General features: G+C 64.6%; 25 protein-coding genes. All 25 read right to left on the bottom strand.

Annotated elements, in window-relative coordinates; all coding sequences use genetic code 11:
- Nucleotide 1: 1 nt before the first annotated feature.
- The 25 genes from ACW175_RS07595 to ACW175_RS07475 all read right to left on the bottom strand — a co-directional run bounded on the left by ACW175_RS07595 (nucleotide 2) and on the right by ACW175_RS07475 (nucleotide 17,444).
- Nucleotides 2-385 (bottom strand): hypothetical protein, encoded by a 384-nt coding sequence (locus ACW175_RS07595; protein WP_492103986.1) that lies wholly within the window; start codon nucleotides 383-385, stop codon nucleotides 2-4.
- Complete coding sequence (locus tag ACW175_RS07590) at nucleotides 363-578, bottom strand: hypothetical protein (protein WP_492103985.1); 216 nt, start codon at nucleotides 576-578, stop codon at nucleotides 363-365. The genes ACW175_RS07595 and ACW175_RS07590 overlap by 23 nt, the downstream gene beginning before the upstream one ends.
- A complete protein-coding gene (locus ACW175_RS07585) occupies nucleotides 575-751 on the bottom strand; it encodes a hypothetical protein (RefSeq protein ID WP_492103984.1) in 177 nt (58 codons plus the stop codon). The genes ACW175_RS07590 and ACW175_RS07585 overlap by 4 nt, the downstream gene beginning before the upstream one ends.
- A 26-nt stretch (nucleotides 752-777) precedes the next feature.
- A complete protein-coding gene (locus ACW175_RS07580; RefSeq protein ID WP_492103983.1) occupies nucleotides 778-2,274 on the bottom strand; it encodes a hypothetical protein in 1,497 nt (498 codons plus the stop codon).
- A gap of 3 nt (nucleotides 2,275-2,277) precedes the next feature.
- Entirely contained in the window at nucleotides 2,278-2,925 is a 648-nt protein-coding gene (locus tag ACW175_RS07575; protein ID WP_492103982.1) for a hypothetical protein, read from the bottom strand.
- A gap of 9 nt (nucleotides 2,926-2,934) precedes the next feature.
- The gene (locus tag ACW175_RS07570; protein WP_492103981.1) at nucleotides 2,935-3,549 is read right to left on the bottom strand and encodes a phage adaptor protein; all 615 of its coding nucleotides are present in this window, start codon (nucleotides 3,547-3,549) and stop codon (nucleotides 2,935-2,937) included.
- Nucleotides 3,550-3,894: a hypothetical protein gene (locus tag ACW175_RS07565; RefSeq protein ID WP_492103980.1), complete on the bottom strand. Its 345-nt coding sequence runs from the start codon at nucleotides 3,892-3,894 to the stop codon at nucleotides 3,550-3,552.
- A complete protein-coding gene (locus tag ACW175_RS07560) occupies nucleotides 3,894-4,439 on the bottom strand; it encodes a hypothetical protein (RefSeq protein ID WP_492103979.1) in 546 nt (181 codons plus the stop codon). The genes ACW175_RS07565 and ACW175_RS07560 overlap by 1 nt, the downstream gene beginning before the upstream one ends.
- A gap of 61 nt (nucleotides 4,440-4,500) precedes the next feature.
- Entirely contained in the window at nucleotides 4,501-5,460 is a 960-nt protein-coding gene (locus ACW175_RS07555) for an SU10 major capsid protein (protein WP_492103978.1), read from the bottom strand.
- Nucleotides 5,457-6,527 carry a hypothetical protein gene (locus ACW175_RS07550; RefSeq protein ID WP_492103977.1) on the bottom strand — a complete coding sequence of 357 codons (1,071 nt, stop codon included), beginning with the start codon at nucleotides 6,525-6,527 and terminating at the stop codon, nucleotides 5,457-5,459. The genes ACW175_RS07555 and ACW175_RS07550 overlap by 4 nt, the downstream gene beginning before the upstream one ends.
- A gap of 73 nt (nucleotides 6,528-6,600) precedes the next feature.
- Nucleotides 6,601-6,876, bottom strand: a complete 276-nt coding sequence (locus ACW175_RS07545) for a hypothetical protein (protein ID WP_492103976.1) — start codon at nucleotides 6,874-6,876, stop codon at nucleotides 6,601-6,603.
- Nucleotides 6,876-9,155, bottom strand: a complete 2,280-nt coding sequence (locus ACW175_RS07540) for a portal protein (protein ID WP_492103975.1) — start codon at nucleotides 9,153-9,155, stop codon at nucleotides 6,876-6,878. The genes ACW175_RS07545 and ACW175_RS07540 overlap by 1 nt, the downstream gene beginning before the upstream one ends.
- A 64-nt stretch (nucleotides 9,156-9,219) precedes the next feature.
- Nucleotides 9,220-10,767, bottom strand: a complete 1,548-nt coding sequence (locus tag ACW175_RS07535; protein ID WP_492103974.1) for a terminase large subunit — start codon at nucleotides 10,765-10,767, stop codon at nucleotides 9,220-9,222.
- Nucleotides 10,751-11,086 (bottom strand): hypothetical protein, encoded by a 336-nt coding sequence (locus tag ACW175_RS07530; RefSeq protein WP_492103973.1) that lies wholly within the window; start codon nucleotides 11,084-11,086, stop codon nucleotides 10,751-10,753. Before ACW175_RS07530 ends, ACW175_RS07535 begins: the two co-directional genes overlap by 17 nt.
- A 51-nt stretch (nucleotides 11,087-11,137) precedes the next feature.
- Nucleotides 11,138-11,530, bottom strand: a complete 393-nt coding sequence (locus tag ACW175_RS07525; RefSeq protein WP_492103972.1) for a hypothetical protein — start codon at nucleotides 11,528-11,530, stop codon at nucleotides 11,138-11,140.
- 137 nt (nucleotides 11,531-11,667) lie between these two features.
- The gene (locus tag ACW175_RS07520; protein WP_492103971.1) at nucleotides 11,668-12,102 is read right to left on the bottom strand and encodes a hypothetical protein; all 435 of its coding nucleotides are present in this window, start codon (nucleotides 12,100-12,102) and stop codon (nucleotides 11,668-11,670) included.
- 490 nt (nucleotides 12,103-12,592) lie between these two features.
- A complete protein-coding gene (locus ACW175_RS07515) occupies nucleotides 12,593-13,009 on the bottom strand; it encodes a nuclease (protein WP_492103970.1) in 417 nt (138 codons plus the stop codon).
- The gene (gene nusG, locus ACW175_RS07510) at nucleotides 13,006-13,587 is read right to left on the bottom strand and encodes a transcription termination/antitermination protein NusG (RefSeq protein WP_492103969.1); all 582 of its coding nucleotides are present in this window, start codon (nucleotides 13,585-13,587) and stop codon (nucleotides 13,006-13,008) included. The genes ACW175_RS07515 and nusG overlap by 4 nt, the downstream gene beginning before the upstream one ends.
- Nucleotides 13,584-13,907, bottom strand: a complete 324-nt coding sequence (locus tag ACW175_RS07505) for a helix-turn-helix domain-containing protein (RefSeq protein ID WP_492103968.1) — start codon at nucleotides 13,905-13,907, stop codon at nucleotides 13,584-13,586. The genes nusG and ACW175_RS07505 overlap by 4 nt, the downstream gene beginning before the upstream one ends.
- The gene (locus ACW175_RS07500; protein WP_492103967.1) at nucleotides 13,904-14,683 is read right to left on the bottom strand and encodes a hypothetical protein; all 780 of its coding nucleotides are present in this window, start codon (nucleotides 14,681-14,683) and stop codon (nucleotides 13,904-13,906) included. Before ACW175_RS07500 ends, ACW175_RS07505 begins: the two co-directional genes overlap by 4 nt.
- Nucleotides 14,680-16,113 (bottom strand): DnaB-like helicase C-terminal domain-containing protein, encoded by a 1,434-nt coding sequence (locus ACW175_RS07495; protein WP_492103966.1) that lies wholly within the window; start codon nucleotides 16,111-16,113, stop codon nucleotides 14,680-14,682. The genes ACW175_RS07500 and ACW175_RS07495 overlap by 4 nt, the downstream gene beginning before the upstream one ends.
- Nucleotides 16,110-16,280: a hypothetical protein gene (locus ACW175_RS07490; RefSeq protein WP_492103965.1), complete on the bottom strand. Its 171-nt coding sequence runs from the start codon at nucleotides 16,278-16,280 to the stop codon at nucleotides 16,110-16,112. Before ACW175_RS07490 ends, ACW175_RS07495 begins: the two co-directional genes overlap by 4 nt.
- On the bottom strand, nucleotides 16,277-16,759 hold the full coding sequence (locus tag ACW175_RS07485; RefSeq protein WP_492103964.1) for a helix-turn-helix domain-containing protein: 483 nt from the start codon (nucleotides 16,757-16,759) through the stop codon (nucleotides 16,277-16,279). Before ACW175_RS07485 ends, ACW175_RS07490 begins: the two co-directional genes overlap by 4 nt.
- Nucleotides 16,756-17,142 carry a RusA family crossover junction endodeoxyribonuclease gene (locus tag ACW175_RS07480; protein ID WP_492103963.1) on the bottom strand — a complete coding sequence of 129 codons (387 nt, stop codon included), beginning with the start codon at nucleotides 17,140-17,142 and terminating at the stop codon, nucleotides 16,756-16,758. Before ACW175_RS07480 ends, ACW175_RS07485 begins: the two co-directional genes overlap by 4 nt.
- Nucleotides 17,139-17,444, bottom strand: coding sequence for a hypothetical protein (locus ACW175_RS07475; RefSeq protein WP_492103962.1), 306 nt, complete (start codon nucleotides 17,442-17,444; stop codon nucleotides 17,139-17,141). The genes ACW175_RS07480 and ACW175_RS07475 overlap by 4 nt, the downstream gene beginning before the upstream one ends.

The raw sequence follows: 17,444 nt of genomic DNA, 5'->3' as shown, positions 1-17,444 counted from the left end.
GTCAGATGTCCTTCATGCAGATCGACCAAGCGGGGCGATAGCCGTATTGCGCCATGGCGCGCTGCCAGCCTGGTCGGCCGGCGACAGTGAAGCGGGTGCAGCCGTGTTTCTCGGCGCCCCATGTCTCGACTACGGGGCGCATATCGCGGAGCAACTCGGTCAGGTCGCCACCGGCCAGCCAGAAGTTCAGGGCGGTGAGGCGGGGAAATTCGCTGATTTCTGTGACCATAGCCGACGCCTTGCCGGGCCAGAACGCCGCCTCGCTGCGCTGGATCTTGTCCCAGACATCGTCGATGGTGTGGGCGCCGATGTCGTAGACGAGTGCGTCTTCGATCCAGGGGCGGCAGCGCGCCCACTCCTGCTCAGGCGTCAAGGTCTGCGACATCGCCAACATCTTCGCCGAGAGCGCCGAGGATCCGGCGATGGCCGGCGGAGCGGCGCGGAAGGATCTGCAACTCGTCACCAACCAACGCGACATGTACTGGGTCAGGCTTGCCGGGCGTGTAGAAGGTGGCGACGTTGCCTTCTCGGCTGAACGTCAGACCTGCGGACGTGAAGCGCTCCTCGTCCCAGGTCATACGGCGCTCGTCGAAAGCGCGCCGGCATTGCTGACGACCAGGGCGTAGCGGGTGCCGTTGGCCGAGGTCAGGATGATGCGGTTGGCGCCGACCTCGATGTCTTGGTCGCGCTTCAGGTTTTTGTCGTCGGCGCGCGAGAGGATGCTGAACACGCGGTCAAAAAACTCGCGCACGTAGGCATCCGACGGCTTTGGGAGGATCAAATCATGTCCCCTTGTGTGATGGCGATCTTCGGGACGCCGATGCGGTCGTCCGCCGTGCCGTGGAAGTCGTAGCGAACCCGCAGAAGACGGGTCTGGAACAGGAAGTCGGTCTGCGCCGAGACTGTGGCGGGGCCGTAGGAGTCTTCCGCGCTGTTGGGCCAGACTTTGCCCTTCAGGGTGAGATCAGCGTTCCCCAACGTCTTGTCGTCGGGGATGTAGCGACTGACCTCCATCATGTAGTCGCCCGGGCTCAGTTCGATCGGCCCGCTTTCGGCGTAAGGTAGCTCGGCGCCCGTGTAGTCGAAGCCGGTTTCATGGGCATAGAGATAGCCGTCAACTGTCACCATCAGCGGGTTCGCGAAAACGCCCTTGTCGACACCACACGTCCGCGAAAGCGCTCCGGTCCACCATTTGTCCGTCCGATAGCACCACAGGACATAGCGGTCGTTTTCGGTGGCGGCGGCCGAGGGATAAAACCACCAGACCTCGCCGAACGCGCTCTGGTGAACCGCTGTCACCTTGGACTTTTGCGAGACGTTCAGGTTGCTGAAGACGTAATCGCGGATGTCGGAGGCCGAAGGGATCGGCTGGGCGTAGCCGTTGTAGACCCAGAAGTTGTCCTGGCTCATCCAAGCGGCCTGAACGTCATCAATCTGCACTGCTGCCTGAGGGGCGATCAAGCCGCAGCCGACGCCGACGCGCTCAAAACCATAGACCAGCGGATAGCCGACATAGGTCGCGATCCAGGCGTCGACCGAGGTGAACAGCAGGGTTCCGCCTTTGAGGGTCTTGCCGGCCGTCAGTTGACCAACGGTCTTGAGTTCGAAGTCACCGGCCTGGTTGGTCGCCGTGGGGGTCCAGGTGTTGTTGTTCTCTTGATCCGACCACTGCACCTTGCGGGCATTGCCGCCGGCCGCGAGCGCCATCAGGATGCGCTCGTCCGTGGTGACCAGGGACTGGCATGAGGTCGGCGCACTGCTCAGGACGGCAGCTTTTGTCGCGGCGACTAGTTGCCACTGGTAGATTTTGCCGTCCGCATTGGACACGCCGAGCAGATATTCCCCCCAAGTGTCTAGCGACCACACGGTGGCGGGCGTGACAGAGCCGCCGTCCGGCAAGTCGACGCCCCAGAAGCCGCCGCCCCAGACACCCGCGCCCCAGCCAGTATTCATCGTGGCGACCGACGTGCCGACAGTGAACCCGACTGGCGTGATATCCGACAGGAGACCGTCTTCCGACTGGACGTAGAGGTTCGAGTGGGTGCCGATCCCAATCCATCGAGCACCGCTGTTCGTGCGCCAGGTGAGGATGGCTCGGGGCGCACCCGCCATGGCGGAAGCCGAGGGGCTACGTACCTGCCAGCCCTGCATCGGGCGCAGCCAGAAATCAGGCTGGCGAACGAGTTGGCTGTCGAAGTACCAGCCGACCGACGGCATGTCGGTACTGCCCCGCCTAATGCCAGGCTGGAATTTCAGGTCGATGAATTCGGCCATGCCTTAGGTGCCAGGTAGGCCGAGCAGCGCATATTTCAGCGCCATGTCGCCGGTGTAGTCCGATCCTGTCACCGCGCCGATCTGGATGCTTGTGATGACGCCGCCCGGCGTGATCAACGCGCCAGTGGTTTGGGACAGGGCAAGATTTCCGGCCGACGTCCGGCAGTCTACGACTGCATTGAATTTGTTGTTGTTGTAAGTCCCTAGTTGCGACGGATAGGTCGAGAACCTGATCACCGCCGCTTGGCGCACATTTCCGTCGGACGCTGAACTTACGACGGCCGGAGATATGATCAGTGCCGCGGCGCCCGCGCTTGCTTCAAACGCTTGGGTCCCACCTGCGGCCGCGGTCACGTCGCTCCGGAGATATTCATATGCCGTCGAACCAGTAGCGCCGTTCAATCTGGCGAAGATTTTGTAGCCGGTAGGCGGCCGAATATCACCAAGCCGAAGCTCGTACTCGCTGAAGCCGGACGGAACGGTGAGACTCAGGGTGCCGTTTGCGATGGAGCCTGTCGCGAGGACGTGCGGCGTCTTCGCACCGTAGGCCGTGTCAATCAGCACCAAATCTGCGTTGATCTTGGGTGCATAGCCCGCCGTTCCAACTTCCGGAACCGTGAGGCCAAGATACGTAGTGATCACATCGGCCATGTCGGTTCCTTACACGACGGTGGAAGGGATAGGCGTGAGCGGCGCGCTGCTGTCGTCGATCTGGTCCACATCGGTCAGATCGCTCAGGGCGGCGAGGTAGAGCCCGGACCATGTGTCGATGCGCGGGTCCGCCCGCAGATAGGGGGCCGACTGAAGCAGGGCGCCGTAGAGGTAGGCGTCGGGCGAGGTTTCCAGCAGCCAGTTTGAAGGCGCCGAGACCGACAGGCTCGGCACGCGCTGCCAGTAGGTCAGCGACGCGCTGTAGGGGAACGACGGCGGATAGAACCGGAACTGGTTGCCCACGACCGTGTAGTGCGTCGGCGGGCCGCCGGGGTTGGTTTTGGCCTGGAGCCGCGCCATCTGGTCCGTCGTGACGTACTGGACGTCGATCACCGGGCTGTAGGTAACCTCGATCGACTTGGCGCCGGCGAAGTCGGCCGGCACGCTCACGAACTCGGCGTCGATCGCCAGCGCCGCGTGCGCGACCATCCGGCGGACTCGAAGGCGCCGGTTGATCTGCGCTTCTGCCAGAGTGATGAAGTCTGGGATTACAGCCGTGAGGTCCGCTCGTCGCAACCAGTTGGCGATGGACGCCTGGAGGTCCGAGTACGTTGCCAGGGTCATCTAGCGCATGACTCCGTTGGAAATGCCCAGGTGGCCATCGGCGGTGCGCAGATAGCGCCAGTCCGGGTCGTTGAGCTTGCGCATCAACCGGTCGGCGTTCTCGTGGTCGAAACAGTCCCACCCCTCCTCCGCCAGCCACTTGTTGCGGATGATGAAGGGGATATGGGCGACCCGGCGCAGCTCGCGCGACTTTGAGTAGCCGTCGTTGTGGTTGGCCTTGTTCTTGTTGTCGTCCAGGACGTCGGTCAGGTCCTGGGTACCGTGGATCAGATAGGTGCCGTCAGCCTGGTCCTCCCAGGTGTACCGGACCCCGGCGCCCGAGGTGAGCAGGTGACGGCGGCTCATTAGAGCGTCTCTTCGAGGATTTCCACGAAGCCGCGATCTTCGAGCGCGGTCGCCGTCTCTTGGGGAAGCGTGGTCTCTTCCTTCCATTCGAAACAGGCCTCGCCGACGCCGGCGACGTGAATGCCCATGGAGATCTTGCCGTTGCCGGCCTTGGTGATCCGCACGGGGACCATGACGACCGGCTTGGCGGGGCCTTGGTCAGCGCGTTGGCGGGCAGCGCGGATCTTCAGTTCCTCGGCCGTCGCCAGCTTGTTCGCGGCGCGCGCGTTGCTGGTCGGCTTGTTCTGCTGGTCGGCTACGGCCAGGGCGGCGGCTTCGGCCGCCAGGCGCTGCGCCTCGGCGCGCTGGCCCAGGAAGTCTTCGGAGACAGCCAGATTGGCCGGAACAGTCGGCACGGGTTCTTCGACGTGCAGCGTGGTGCCTTCCGGAAGCTCGACCGCCGGCGCTTGGGGGGACGAGGGTTGGCCTGCGGCGAGTTTGGCGGCGCGCGCGGCGCGCGCGGCGGCCATGCGGTCGACCGCCGGCGCTTGGGGGGCGTCAGTCATGAAGGCTCCATGAAAATGGCCAGCCCCGCGTGAGGGCTGGCCTGTCAGTGGTGGATGGGGGTTAGATCAGGTCGGCGACGACCGCCGTGGCCTTCTCGTTGCGGGCGACGTAGCACTTCTCCATCGTCAGGAGGAAACGCTCGTTGTCGCCCGTCTTGGCCAGCGGGGTAGACTTGATGCCGTCCAGCGTACCCACGGCGCACATCTTCGGATCGACGAAAAAGGCGTCGCGGGACAGGGCCGCATAGGGGTGCGGGATGATCGAGATCGACCCGAAGTCCGACACGTAGACATCGGCGCCGGCGACGATCGTAGCCTGGTTCATGCCCTTCACGTCGACACGGATATCAGCGATGCCGGTGAAGGCCGAGAACTGCTGCTTGTGCGTGCCATCGACATAGGCTTGGCTCAGCTTGGCGCCGTTGGAGAAGGCCGTCGACAGGACGCCCTTGACCAGAGCCTCGGTAAAGGTGCGCTGCGTGCCGTTGGTGGCCGCCGCGACGATACCGGCCGAGAAGCCGCCCGACGAACCGCCGGCGCCGCGGCTGACGTTGGACGTGGCCCAGGCCAGGACGCCAGCGGTCTTACGGGTCGTGGCGCCAGACTCTGCCACCGACGCGAAGTTGCCAGTGATGCGCTTTTCGAAGTCACGGCGGATCTCGATCCCCTTGAGGATCTTCTGGCGAGCCAGCTCGGAAGCACGGCCAGCTTTGTCGACGACTTCCTGGGTTCGCGAGACGCCGCCCTTCTTGGTCAGGATCTGGCAGATGTTGGAGACGCGGGTGGTCAGGTTCGGCGCATCCAGGGTCGAGACATCGTCGCCTTCAAGGGCGGCGTTGGTCTCGTCGGCGGCGGCGAGGCTTTCGATCTGCCACTCGTGACGGGTGTTGGTGGCCTTCACGGTGCCGATCGACGAGCTGAAGATCGTTTCTTCCGCGGCGACGCGATAGATGGTGTCTTCGAGGTCCTCACGGATCCCGACGTTGTTCACCGAGGTTACGGTATTGGTGGGTGCGGTCATGGTCTCTGGTCCTTGGCGAGGAGCAGCGCGACGGCGTCTTCCACTGACCCCGACTTATCCAGCCGGGCGCGGGCCTGTTCAACGCTGCGTTGGGGGGAAGGCCGCGCCGGGGCCGCTGCCGATGGCTTCGCGGTCTTAGTCGGGGCGGCTTTGGGGGCGGGGTTGGTCGCCGTGGTAGGCTTAGCCGTCTTCGCTGTTTTCAGCGCGTCTTGGCCCTCGCGGAAGCGGATGCCGTCATAGGCCAGCGACAACTCGAACGCAGAGATGTTCTCAAGCTGAGTGCTGGTGACGCCTTTCGAGAGAAGGTACTTGGCCACCTTGGCGATGCGCGCTGGGCCTTCGACGGGGTCCACCAGGTCGGGGGCTTCGGTCGTCAGCTTCTCGCGTTCCGCCTGGAGGTAAGACTGGAACTCTCGGTCTTCCGTCTCGCGCTGAACTCGCGCTGCTTCGGCCTGCATCGCCTCAATTGAAGCAAGCTCGGCCCGTTCAGTGTCGAATTCTGCCTTGGCGGTGGTATAAGCGGCTGGGTCTTCTCGCGCGAAGGTGAGCCAGTCGATGCCGTCCCATTTGCCGGCGAAGACGGTTTGCGCCTTCGTGACGGCCTGGTCGAGCTTCGCCTTGAACTCACCGACGCCGGCAAGCTGGGCTTCCACCTGCTTGCGGGCCTCGCCGGCCTCGGATTGCGCCCGCGAAACAGCCTTGTCGCGCTCAGTTTCCCGAGCCGCCACGATCTCCTGGGCGGCGCGAGGAAGCTTTGCGAACTCGGCGCGTTCAGCGGCGTCCCATGACTTCGGAGCGGCGATGGCCGGGAGTTCCGGGTCGCTCTCAGGCTCGTCGTCTTCCTCGGCTTCGATGGCCGGATCTTCATCCGGGTCGTCACCTTCTTCGGGCGCGGGATCGCCCTCGGATTCGTCGGCGGGAGCCTCGGGCTCTACCGCATCATCGTCGACGTCAGCAGCAGCTTCTTCGGGCGCGGCGACACCGGAAACCTGGGGTTCATCAGCGCTAACGAGCGAGGCGACGGCTTGGTCAATTGACAGGGGGGCAGCGTCAGACGACGTAGTCATGGGCATCTCCGCGCAAGCCTCCCCGATCCCAAGACCGAGGAGGTGGAAGCGCTAGCTTTGGTGGTGGGGTCGATTAGGGCCGAAGCAGTCCATTGGCCGCGAGGACTTCACGGTACTCAAGCTGGGTGCGGGCGATCTCGCCAGCGGTCACGGCATCATTCAGGGCGCCGCGAACCATGGTCAGGGTCTTCAGCGCGACGTAAAGCCGCTCGCGCTTGGCCTGTTGCTCAAATGTGGTCTCGATCAGTTCGGCCGTGATGGCCTCTTTCAGCCCGTTGAACGCCCGGTCGGTGAGTTCCAAGGCCTGTTCAGCCTGGTTGGCGAGGCGGATAGCATCTTCGTCGGTCATCACTCGGCCTCATCGGATTGGCCGGCGACATCCGGTTCGTCAGCTGCAGCGATAGCTTCATCGATCACGTCTTGGACGTGCGTTCGATCCGCCATTTCGTGGCCGTGCTGGTGCTCTGAGGCCTGGATCGCCAGATCAGCGTGTGCTCGCAACGCCTCGGCATCGGCCTTGATCTGCGCCACAGTGATTGATGAGTTGTAGCGGGCATTGATCTCGGCCAGCTTCAGGGCGTCTTCGCTGTCGCGCTCGGCCTGGGCCTGCTGGACGTCGAGGCTCATCTTCTCTTCGGCCAGCATGCGCCTGTGCGCAGCGTCCTCCGCCTCTAGCTGGAGCTTGGCCTCTTCCAGCGCCAGCTTGCGCTCGGCGATGCTGTGAGCGCCTAGGGCAATCTGCCCTTCCTGTTCGAGCTTGGCCTGCGCCAGGGCCGTCTTTGCGGCGTCCGCCTGGGCCTTGGCCATCGCCTCGGCTTGCGCGGCCTGTTGAGCCTGCTGCTGGGCCATGGCGGCCGGTTCTGGAGGCGCGTTCGGGTCCTTCTCCGCGTCAGGATCGGTGAAGAACTCCTCGGGAGCCTTGATCCCCGCCTTCTCGACGAAGCGGGTAGCCGCCTTGAAGATATTGGAGGCGGTGACCAGCGGGCCATTTAGCGAACCGCCCTGCCCCGCGATACACTTCTCCTGAAGGCTGAGCACCTGGCCCATCGCCGCCAGGTCTTGCTCGCGGCCGGCCGATCCGACGCCGAGCTCGATCGTCATGTCGTTGCGTTCGCCCCACTCTGTGGGGTCGGTCGCCACCCACTTGCGACGCAGGCGAACCTTCTCCGACATGCCGCCGGTCTGGCGAAGCATGGCGTGGACGCCGAGGATGAAATCCTTCACTCCGGTTTCGGCGAAGATGCGGGCGATCATGCGGGTGCGTTTCTGTGCCGCCGAGATCTGAACCTGGGCGCCCTTGGCGGTGTCGTGCAGGGTGTCGGGATTGAGCCCCTGGGCGCTGCGCACGATGCCGGCGCGCTGCTCCGCCACGGTCGAGAAATATTCCAGCGTACTGAACGGGTCGAAGTTGAGCGGTCCGGCCGAAATGGCGCGGACCGCGCTGCCAGTTTTCGACAGAACGGGGACGCCAGGTTCGTTGCGCAGCAGGTCCGACAGGGTCCGCGCGCTCATGCCGGCTTCAGACACTTCCATGCGCTGGTTCAGCGCGAAATAGATGTTGTCCAAGCCGGCGCGGGTCACGGCGGTCTTGATCCGCTGAATCTCCATCAGCTTGTCGGCGACGCTCTCCCCGTAGAACCGGTGGGTAACGATGTAGGGCGTGATCGCAGCGAAGGGGATCGCGTCGACCTCCTCCCATTCGATCATCACCGTCTCATCGCGGCCGGTCTCGACCCGGTAGATTTTGTACTCGTCGCCGTCGACCAGGCGGATGTAGTGCTCGACGGTCTCGACGATGCGGAGGCTGTCAATCGCGCCGTTGCCCGAATAGGTGCGGTGCTCGCCGACGGTGTCGCGCGACTGGTCCATCTGGTCGTTGAACGAGCCGTAAGGCGGTAGGCGCTCGACGATATCCTCCGGGATCCCCCGGACCAACAGATCCTGGGCTCGCGGCCTGGCCCTCATAGCGCAATAGGCGGTGTCGCGAAGGCTCATCGTGGTGTCGATGGCGACCGTAAAGTCCTCTGGCGGGACAGCGGCGCAGCGGACGCGCTGCTTGGGGCCTTGGACCGGCATCTCGAAGTCGTAGAGCGGCTCGCCGCCGTCGGACCGCTGTTCCGAGGGCCGAAGGTTGATGACCTCGCCGCCGTCGTTCATGGCCAGCGCCACGGCCGCCTGCGGCATGCCCGTGAACGTCTTGGGGGTCGGCGGGGCGACGTCTTCCTTCCACCACTTCACGACGCCCGTCTTCAGCTGAAGGGCATCCTTGAACATCGTGTAGAGGATCAGCCAGCCCGGGTTCTCGTTGAAGATGACGTGGTTTACGTAGTCGGTCTCCTGCTGGGCGCCCTCGACGTCCTCTTCGCCGGTCGGGCGGAAGGTCGCGACGTCCTCGCCGCCAGTGAAGATTTCCACCAGGTCGGGCAGGATGGTCTCGATCGCATCGGCCACGTCGCTGCTGACCGCCTTGGAGCGGTTGGGCAGTGACGGGACGTCGATCATCTCGCCCTTGATGTACTGCAGAGCGCGTTCACGGGCGGCCAGCAAGTCACTGTCCTGCTCGAACCCCACGCTGCGTTGCCGCTCGTCGCGGACGATGCGCAGCAGTTCGTCTTCGTCGTACGCCATCAAGCGCATACCTCGGGAGGCGCGTTCATCATCGGGCGACTCCAGTCGTTCAGAGTTGGGTGGGTCAGACGGCGCCGAACGAAGGAACTTCGATGCGTCGCGTGTTGATCGATTCCGAGACGGGCTCGGCGAAGGTCAGGGCGATGGCATCCCACTCGTCCGGCGATCTCATGCCGCGCTTCTTCATCGCGGCCTTACTTTCAAGGACAAACCGCTGGTTCGTGTCCTTGTGGTGCTTCGGGGCGCAGGCGTCGGCCTGGAGGGCGTCACTGTCAGGGATATCCGCCCCGCCCACCTGGTCCAGCCAATCTCTCGACAGGCCCCACATCTCCGCCCGTCGGTTCCTCGGGCCAGCCATGGGCTTGCCGTCTTTATCCTTCGGGTTCGGATTGAACGGGTCGGATCCGAAGTTCACCGCGACGCAAATGTCGCTGTACGGCTCGCCCCAGCTGCGCAGGATGTGAAAGACGCCAGCGCCAAGTCCGCCGACGTCGATAAACACCTTCGTGGGCCGGTCTTCATCGATAACGCTCTTGATCCAGTGGGCGCCGGCGACGTTATCGAGGCCTTGGCGGCTCTCGACCTTCCGAACCTTTGGGCCGGCGCGCCACGCCAAGCTGAACCGGTCGGACGTCGCGCCATCACCCGCCGGGTCTGCGCCAATCACCAACGGGCCGTATTCGTTCAGTTGAGCCTTGCGGGCTCGGAGAAGGCTTTCGGGCTTGATGAAACTGTCGTGGCCCGTGAGCTGGAATGCCTCGGCCGCCGTCGCTGGGTACTCTTGCTTGAAGAGCAGCGGATCCTTCAGCTCGGCGATCTTAGCCCGGCGCCAGCACATCTGGTCGATATCAAGGTCGTGCGCGTCGGCGTATTCCCACTCTTCATCATCCATGACGAAGTCGTCGGGAGCGGTGCGCCGATACTCGTCGGACCAGAACCACGGAACGAAGATCGCCTCGTAGTCCCCCACACCCGCCTCGGCCATCTGCCAGCGCTCGTGGAATTCACCGCCGACGCCATTCGCCGTGCTCTCCAGAACGATCTCGGTCCCGGGCAACTCGGGAATGGCTTGGATCACGGCGGCGAAGTGCGACGCGGCGTTGGGCCAGAAACCGACCTCTGAGCCGTGAAAGAGCTGCAGGGTCTTAGATCGGCCGACCGCCTTCGTCCCAGCGGTGCCCACCTCATAGCCGCCGTCCAACCGGGTGAAGACCAGCTCCTTGGCGTTGGAGGCGCCGGTCTCGGGTTTCATCAACGGCGGACAATGCTCGTGATAGCGGTTAGCCATCCCGAACAGACTGTCGGTTGCGCTCTGTTCGTGGGTCAGGATGAAGACCCGGAGGCCCTTCGCGTGGGTGACGCGCCAGTAGAACCGAGCAGCGATATAGGTGCTCATTCCCTGCTGACGGCCCTTCAGCACTAGGGCGCGAACCCGTCCGGTGCGTGCTCTCTGCGCCTCAAGGCGATCGTGAACGTACTTCTGGGCCTTGTTCAGAACCAACGGCTCTACGCCGCCCGACTTGGTGCGGATCTTGAGACAGCGCGCCGCGTAGTGCTCCAGGTCGGTCTTGAGCCTTAAGCGGATCGCCCGCTCTTCAGGCGAGATCGGCAAGGGCGTCTTCGTGGCTGATGGAAGTCTTCACGTCGGCGGAGACCTGCGACAGCTTGGCGTGGATGAATGGCGCGGCGTCCTTGGCAATGGCGTGGGCCATCACGGCTTTGTCCATGTCCACGACCTTGTCGCTCCCGCCCGTTGCCTCACCCCACAGCGACCGCATGGTGATCAGCATCACGTCGAGAGGGGTAATCCCCTCCTCCACAGCGCGGTTGGCGATCTCACGGGTCTTCTTGGTTGCGGAGCCGGGTTTCCGACCGGCGCCAGGCCTCGCTCCGCCTCTTTGATTTTCTTTGATTGTTTTCACTTGGGTCACTGAGCTGACCGCCACCTTGTCCCTGGACGCACTTACGGCCACGGCGCGGCCCTACTGGGTCGGCAGGCTGTAGTTGATGACCAGGGTGGCCGAGCCGACGGCGGTGGCGGTGCCGGTCTGGATCAGGCGGACATAGACCGGGCCAGGGAAGTTCACGTAGTCGGCAGCGGCGGCGTCGACCAGGGTGTGCGCCTTGCGACCGACAGCCTTGACCGTGGTGGCGGCGACGTACTGGGCGCCCGTGGCGGCCGAGCCGATCTGGATCGTCATGTCCGTGGCCGCCGTGAAGGCCGTGGTGGTGACCGTGGTGAACGTGATGTCCACGGCGCCGGGCGGGGCGTCGAACACGAAGTCGGTGTTGGCCGTGGCGGTCACGGTCATCGGGTTGGTCTCGGTGACGCGGATGTAGTTGCCCTTGGTGATTTTCTGGCCGACGGTCGACATAGTCTGGGGCTCCTTACGAGGTGAGCAGGGCATGGCCCTCGCTCGGGGAAGGGGTTTTCTTGATCGGCCGCTTCGGATCCCCGCTCTGGCCTTTGCCGTAGCGCTGCACACAGGCGGGGAAGGTTGGCGGTCGGGGTCTACTTCTTGGCCTTCACGCGCTTGGCGCAGGCGGCTTTCATCTCGTCCGGGGCGCGGGTGTCGAGCCAGGCCTGATAGAGCTGCTGGAAGATCGCCTGCACGGCGTAGGCTTCAAACTCAGGCGACGGCTTCTCTTCGCCAATTTCGTCACGGACGTACTGCCAAACGTGCGTGGACTCGTGAGCCAGGACGCCGGCGATCTCGACGCGGCTGTGAGCCTCCTCGAGATGGTCGCCGAGAGTGACGATGGCGCCCGCGCCGCCCTTGTGTCGGTAGAAGTTCGCTCGTCCGGCGTTCTTCGGGTACGGCTCGCTCTGGCCTATGCGGCGCATCTCGCGGCGCCAGGCTTTCTTGCTGGGGCAGAAGCCGATGCTGACGGGCTGCCAGCCCCGATCGATCCAGACGATGTGGTCGGCGTCGGGCTTACCAGCCAAGGGCTTTGCCCATGACGTGCTTGGCGGTGGCGCAGACCAGGAAGAGAACCAGGAAGGCGCCAATGACGAGACCGGCGGCGAGCGTGGCGAGGATGGCGATCAAGTCCATGCTGACCTCCTATGGGTATCGCGCCAGCCGCCTCTTTGCTGAGGCCTCGGTCTACCGGGCATGGGGTGGCGTTGTTGCGGCGGCGCGAAGGTGAATCCCCGCCCTCCCCCGGCTCGTCGTGGGGGCTTCACAAGATGAGGGGATGAGGAAGGGCGGGCAATATGGAGCGAGGCCAGGGGATCGAACCCCAGAAACCGCCGAACGGCCCTCGCGAAGGTGGAGAATGGCTACCGCACCGGCGCTCAGGCCGGGGTGATCTCGCGCCGTTCGGGCAGCCGCTGGAGTACGCGGTACCTCCCGAGGGTGTCGAAGGCGGTCACATGGGGACCGGAGAACACACCATATGTGCCCTGGTTCGTGGTCTGGCGCAATAGGTGGTGTTCATCGCCCGCGCCCGCCTGGCGCTATGCCCGCCGCGCGCATGATGTCGCCGATGGGCCGCCCATCGACCCGGCAAGCGGCAATGACGCGATCGTAGCTCGATGTGCGCCCACCCTTGCCGCGCTCGACGGTACAGACGGCGCTCCGGCCGACTAGACCATCCATCACGCGCTTGGCCTCCCGACCTCCGGCCTCGTGAAGTTCAGGCGCATACCAATCCGCGACCCTGATCTCTAGCCAGCGTGACGGGTCACGACCCAAGGCAAGGCACATGGAATCGCCGTCGCCGGAATAGATGATAGGCGCGGTGATGACCGTTCCGGCCTTGTAGCCGCTCACCGGAGCCTCGCAGGGGTCGGCATGGGCGGCGCTGGCGGTGAGCGCCAGGCCGGCAGCGATGATCAGCGCGCGCATCATGCCGCAACCTCCTCTTTCGGCTCCGGTCGGAGCGTCTTCAGCTGGGCTTTGACCCGGCGGCCGTCGATGATCAAAGTTGCCGTCCCCTGCTTGGTCTTGATCTTGAGGATTTCACCGATCTGGCTAACCCAGGCGCCGTCGTCGATGAAGGCCTTGTCGCCGGCCTTGGGCGTGTAGGCGTCCTTCGGCTTGGTCTCGTCGAACTCGCCGGCTTCCTGGAGGCGGCGGATTGCCTCTATGCCAGCCGTAGGGAGCATGGCCGGAACGTTGTCACCCTGGCTATTGCGGCGGGTGTAGAACTTCACGCCGTCGACCTCGCCCGCGATCGCGGTGCAGTGGCTGGAGAATCCCCGGATGAACACGATGCCTGGGAAAAGGGCGCGGTCAAACTTCTCCCTGACCGTGACCTTGCGGCTGAAGCGGACGCGGCGCCAGCGGGTGATCGCCGGCATGTAGGCCTCAAGGTCCAGCGCGTCGCGGCGGGCCAGTTCGCCGATGGCGGCGATGATCTTGTTCTCCCGGCCAGCGATGCAGCGAAGCGCGAACCAGCGGGCCGGGTCGGTGATGTTCATGGTCATGGTCTATTCCCCGAATAGGCTGGTGGGCAGGCTTGGGCTGGGAAGTGCTGGCCGGCGGCGATGCGAGCCTCGTGACGTTCGATGCCCTCGATGATCGTCGTGTGGTCCCTGCCGCCCATCCAACGCCCGATCAGCGGGTAGGACGGCGGCTTTCCGCTCGGCATGGGTGTCTGACGAATACGGGCGTAGGCGGCTTGTCGCGGCCACGAGGCGTCGCGCCTACGGTCGTGGACGAACATCCAGGCTACCGGTACCTTGTGCTCTCTGGAGACGTCTTTGAGCACCTGGAGGTAGCGCGGAGGGATGGTTGTCGCCGTCATGCGGCTTCCCCTTGGTTGAGGCCGTAGCCATGCTTGGCGAGGGTGGTCGGATTGACCTTGCAGCCGTCGCGGCCGGGCCTTGGCCCCCAATCCACCTCGTTCCAGTGGCGGCTCTTGGCGAACTCAGCGACGCGGCGGTCCCAGCGATCGGCGATGTCTTCGGCGCTTGGCATGGGCACGGGGGCGCCGGGCTTCGGCTTGCCGGCGTCGCGGCCATAGAACCCTTCCCGAAGCCGGTTGAACGATTTTGGCTGGCAGACGAAGTCGATGTCGGCGCGCCATTCGCGGTCGTTATGGCCCTGGCAGTGGCGTGATAGGCGGACGCCGTTCAGCGCCTCGGTCCAACCAGCGCCTCCAGCGTCATCCAGCCTCGCCTTGATCGCCCTGCGCCGATCTGGCGACAGCGACACGGCAACCGGGTTTCCGATTTGCTTGGCGAGGACATTCCAGGCGGCGAATGCGGCCTCAATCGGCCCCTCCTCGCGTACGCGCGTTTTCTCTCCCCGAGCAGGGGTGGGTAGTTGGGGGGGTTCAGGGGGGGAAGAAGGGAGGGGAAGAGTTTGTGCGTCACTTGGTGACGCGTCACTTGTTACGTCACTTGTTACGTCACCAACGTCGTCATGATCTACTTCTGACTTGCGGGCTCGATAGCGGGCCTGGCGTTCAGCGCCGGCCGATCGCGACTTTCCACCTTGCGCCTCAGCTACCGCAAGGATTTGCTCTGCCGTCATGCCGTAGCTGACCAACAGGCGCATGGCCTCAAGAGACAGGCTCAACGACCGCCCTCCTCTTTCACATCGGCGATGTAGTCATATCCGGCTTCGTAAAACTGTTTGTCGGACCCGACCGGCCCCTGGCGCTGCTTTGCGCAGATGACATCAAGCTGAGTGCGCAGCTCGTGACAGCGCATCTCCCACTCCCGGTGATCAGGTCCCGTGCCCTTGGGCTCGTTGCGCTCGACGTAGTAGGCCTCGCGATACGGGAAGAGGACAGCATCAGCATCCTGCTCAATCGAGCCAGACTCCCGAAGGTCCGAAAGCTGAGGACGCTTGTCGTCACGGCTCTCCACGGCGCGGGAAAGCTGCGAGAGCAGGACGATGCAGGTCTTGGCCTGGCGGGCGATCTGCTTGAGGCCGGCGGTCATCTCACCGAGCACCGTGGCGTCGTTTCGGCCTTGGGCGGCTGGCCGGCGCATGAGCTGCAGGTAGTCGATCACCACGACCGACACCTTGCGGCGGCGCTGGAGCGTCCAGAGCTTGCGGCGGACGTCCTCAATCGACAGGCTGTGGCAGTCGTCCAAGATGAGGTTCTGCGGCACGCGCTGTTGGGCGACCTTGAGCGTGGCGAAGTCCTGATGGGTAAGAGCGCCCTCGGACATGGCGCGGTATTGGATCGGGTCGAACTGCCCGTTGTCGCCAAGTTCCCAGGAGAGCGCGGAAAGCTCGCGCTGCATCATCTCCTCTGGACCCATCTCGATGCCCATGAAGACGGCGTTTTGATCTGGGTTACGTGTGGCGGCGCCGTGGGCGATAGCCCGCGCCAGCGACGTCTTGCCCATGGATGGCCTGCCGCCCACGACGATGAGCGCGCCCTGACGAAGCCCGCCCAGACGCCGGTCAACGCACCGCAGGCCGGTCATGGCCCCGCGCTTCTTCCCCGACACCGCAAGCTGGCGCATCTGCTCAATGGCCTGCTCACCGGCCTCCGTGGCGGTGATCATGGAGTGCTCGGCAGGCGTCGAGGCGGTTTCGAGCTTTTCCAGCTCAGCGCGTACCAGCGACAGGCATTCGAAGGCCGACCGTGCGCCCGGCTCGCGCCCAAGAACCGTGATGTCCTGACCAAGGGAGACCATGGCGCGGCGGATCCCCGCATCGGCAACGGTACGCGCATAGTCGCGGATGCTCGTCGCGGGCGGCGCGCGGTCAACGAGGTCGGCTAGGTAGATAATACCGCCGATGTCGGCGAAGGCCGGATCGCCCTCCAGGGCCGACCGCAAGGTGATCGGGTCGGCCATCTGGCGACGCTCGACCATCTCAGTGATCAGCTTGAAGATCCGGCCATGCAGGGGCTCGCTGAAGTGGTCGACGGTTACCCCTTCGACCTGTTCGACAGAGCCGTTGTCGTACAGCAGGACGCCAAGGAGCGCCTGTTCAGCCTCCAGGCTCCCCGGCATGTCGACGGGAGGCCGCTCGCGCGCGTCGATCATCCCATCCTCTCCACCACCTTATCGAAGGTGCGCTTGATCGACAGGCGTAGGGTGTCGGTCGGAGAGTCCTGAAGCTTGCGGATCTGGACCGACAGCAAGTGCAGGAGGTCATCGAGCGGCGCCGGCGTGCAGATCGGCCCGTCGTTGTTGCAGACGAGCCGGATCAAGCCGCGGCCCTCCCCTTGCCAAGGCCAGCCAAGCGTTCGGCGTGCTTCTTGGCGCCATACAGGACGGTGGAATGGTCGCGGCCGGCGAGGAACTGGCCGACCTTTGCCGTCGAGAACTTCGCGTCTTGGGTCAGGACCCACATGAGGTGTTGGCGGGCGAGGGTTATGCCTCGCACGCGCTTAATCCCCATGATGTCGCCCACGGTGACGCCGTAGAGGCCCGCGATTTCCTCAGCGAGTGCAGGCATGATGGGCGGCGGAACGAAGATCTCGCCGGGCACCGGGACCTTGGTCCGCTTCTTGGCCTCGGCCTCCTCGGTCTCAGCATCGCGCTTTGCCTTCGTGGCCGCGTAGCCGCGCTCTAGGGCGATGTACGGTGCGAAGAGAGACAGCGGCTTTCCAGCCATGACGGCGATGTGATTCCACGGCACACCCGCGCCGCGCTTCTCGTACATGAAGCTGCGAAGTTCGGGGCTCATGTGGCCTCCAGGGGATCGACAGTTACATGAACCATCGGATTGTTGGGGTAGACTGGCGCCGTGCACGGCGAGGACCACTCAACGGTCATGCCGTCGTTCCAGCGGTCGTCGGCGATGACGCCGGTCTTCTTGAGAAGGTCGAGGACAGCTTTGATCCTGCCGTCCAGGTCTACGCGGTTGCCCTTGTCGGGCCGGTCAAAGGACAGCGCGACGCGGAACCACTGCGGCGCCGCGCCCTTCGCTTGGCGAGGAACCATCCAGCCGGCCGTCCTCTGCCAGACCGCGTATTCCTTCGACGTGATCCGCCGAAAGCCGGTCTTGGTCTTGACCTGCGGATAGAGGTTGTTGACCCCGGGCGGAAACGGCAGGCTGAACGTGATCACCGGGCCAGCTCCTTGTTGATCAGGACTTCGGGGAGGTCGCGGCCAAGCGCCTTCGCCAATCCGGCGTTGGTGGCGTGCTTGAGCCGCTGGCGGGCGACCAAGCACCCGGCGTGACCCGACGCGGCGTAGGCCTTCAGCGCCTCGAACCGCTCGCTCTGAGCGACCGGCCCCTCCTTGCGGGAGAAGTCGATCAAGGCGAAGCGCGGGGGGTTGCGTACAGCCTCGCCTAGCCATGCGAGGAACTTGCGGAGGGGTGCGCCATCCACGCCGACGCTGGCCTTGGGGTGTGAGACGGCGCCCAT

The sequence above is a fragment of the Caulobacter sp. FV1ye6ST genome (assembly GCF_058681225.1).
The sequence above is the reverse complement of the archived record's forward strand: the minus strand, read 5'-3'. Positions and strand labels throughout refer to the sequence as shown.

Excerpts from the sequence above, each read along its gene's own strand:
- ACW175_RS07550 (WP_492103977.1), bottom strand. The coding sequence starts at position 6,527 with ATGACTACGTCGTCTGACGCTGCCCCCCTGTCAATTGACCAAGCCGTC.
- ACW175_RS07545 (WP_492103976.1), bottom strand. The coding sequence starts at position 6,876 with ATGACCGACGAAGATGCTATCCGCCTCGCCAACCAGGCTGAACAGGCC.
- ACW175_RS07590 (WP_492103985.1), bottom strand. The coding sequence starts at position 578 with ATGACCTGGGACGAGGAGCGCTTCACGTCCGCAGGTCTGACGTTCAGC.
- ACW175_RS07495 (WP_492103966.1), bottom strand. The coding sequence starts at position 16,113 with ATGATCGACGCGCGCGAGCGGCCTCCCGTCGACATGCCGGGGAGCCTG.
- ACW175_RS07570 (WP_492103981.1), bottom strand. The coding sequence starts at position 3,549 with ATGACCCTGGCAACGTACTCGGACCTCCAGGCGTCCATCGCCAACTGG.
- ACW175_RS07515 (WP_492103970.1), bottom strand. The coding sequence starts at position 13,009 with ATGATGCGCGCGCTGATCATCGCTGCCGGCCTGGCGCTCACCGCCAGC.
- ACW175_RS07575 (WP_492103982.1), bottom strand. The coding sequence starts at position 2,925 with ATGGCCGATGTGATCACTACGTATCTTGGCCTCACGGTTCCGGAAGTT.
- ACW175_RS07540 (WP_492103975.1), bottom strand. The coding sequence starts at position 9,155 with ATGGCGTACGACGAAGACGAACTGCTGCGCATCGTCCGCGACGAGCGG.
- ACW175_RS07555 (WP_492103978.1), bottom strand. The coding sequence starts at position 5,460 with ATGACCGCACCCACCAATACCGTAACCTCGGTGAACAACGTCGGGATC.
- nusG (WP_492103969.1), bottom strand. The coding sequence starts at position 13,587 with ATGACCATGAACATCACCGACCCGGCCCGCTGGTTCGCGCTTCGCTGC.
- ACW175_RS07475 (WP_492103962.1), bottom strand. The coding sequence starts at position 17,444 with ATGGGCGCCGTCTCACACCCCAAGGCCAGCGTCGGCGTGGATGGCGCA.
- ACW175_RS07560 (WP_492103979.1), bottom strand. The coding sequence starts at position 4,439 with ATGACTGACGCCCCCCAAGCGCCGGCGGTCGACCGCATGGCCGCCGCG.
- ACW175_RS07525 (WP_492103972.1), bottom strand. The coding sequence starts at position 11,530 with ATGTCGACCGTCGGCCAGAAAATCACCAAGGGCAACTACATCCGCGTC.
- ACW175_RS07505 (WP_492103968.1), bottom strand. The coding sequence starts at position 13,907 with ATGACGGCGACAACCATCCCTCCGCGCTACCTCCAGGTGCTCAAAGAC.
- ACW175_RS07485 (WP_492103964.1), bottom strand. The coding sequence starts at position 16,759 with ATGAGCCCCGAACTTCGCAGCTTCATGTACGAGAAGCGCGGCGCGGGT.
- ACW175_RS07595 (WP_492103986.1), bottom strand. The coding sequence starts at position 385 with ATGTCGCAGACCTTGACGCCTGAGCAGGAGTGGGCGCGCTGCCGCCCC.
- ACW175_RS07565 (WP_492103980.1), bottom strand. The coding sequence starts at position 3,894 with ATGAGCCGCCGTCACCTGCTCACCTCGGGCGCCGGGGTCCGGTACACC.
- ACW175_RS07580 (WP_492103983.1), bottom strand. The coding sequence starts at position 2,274 with ATGGCCGAATTCATCGACCTGAAATTCCAGCCTGGCATTAGGCGGGGC.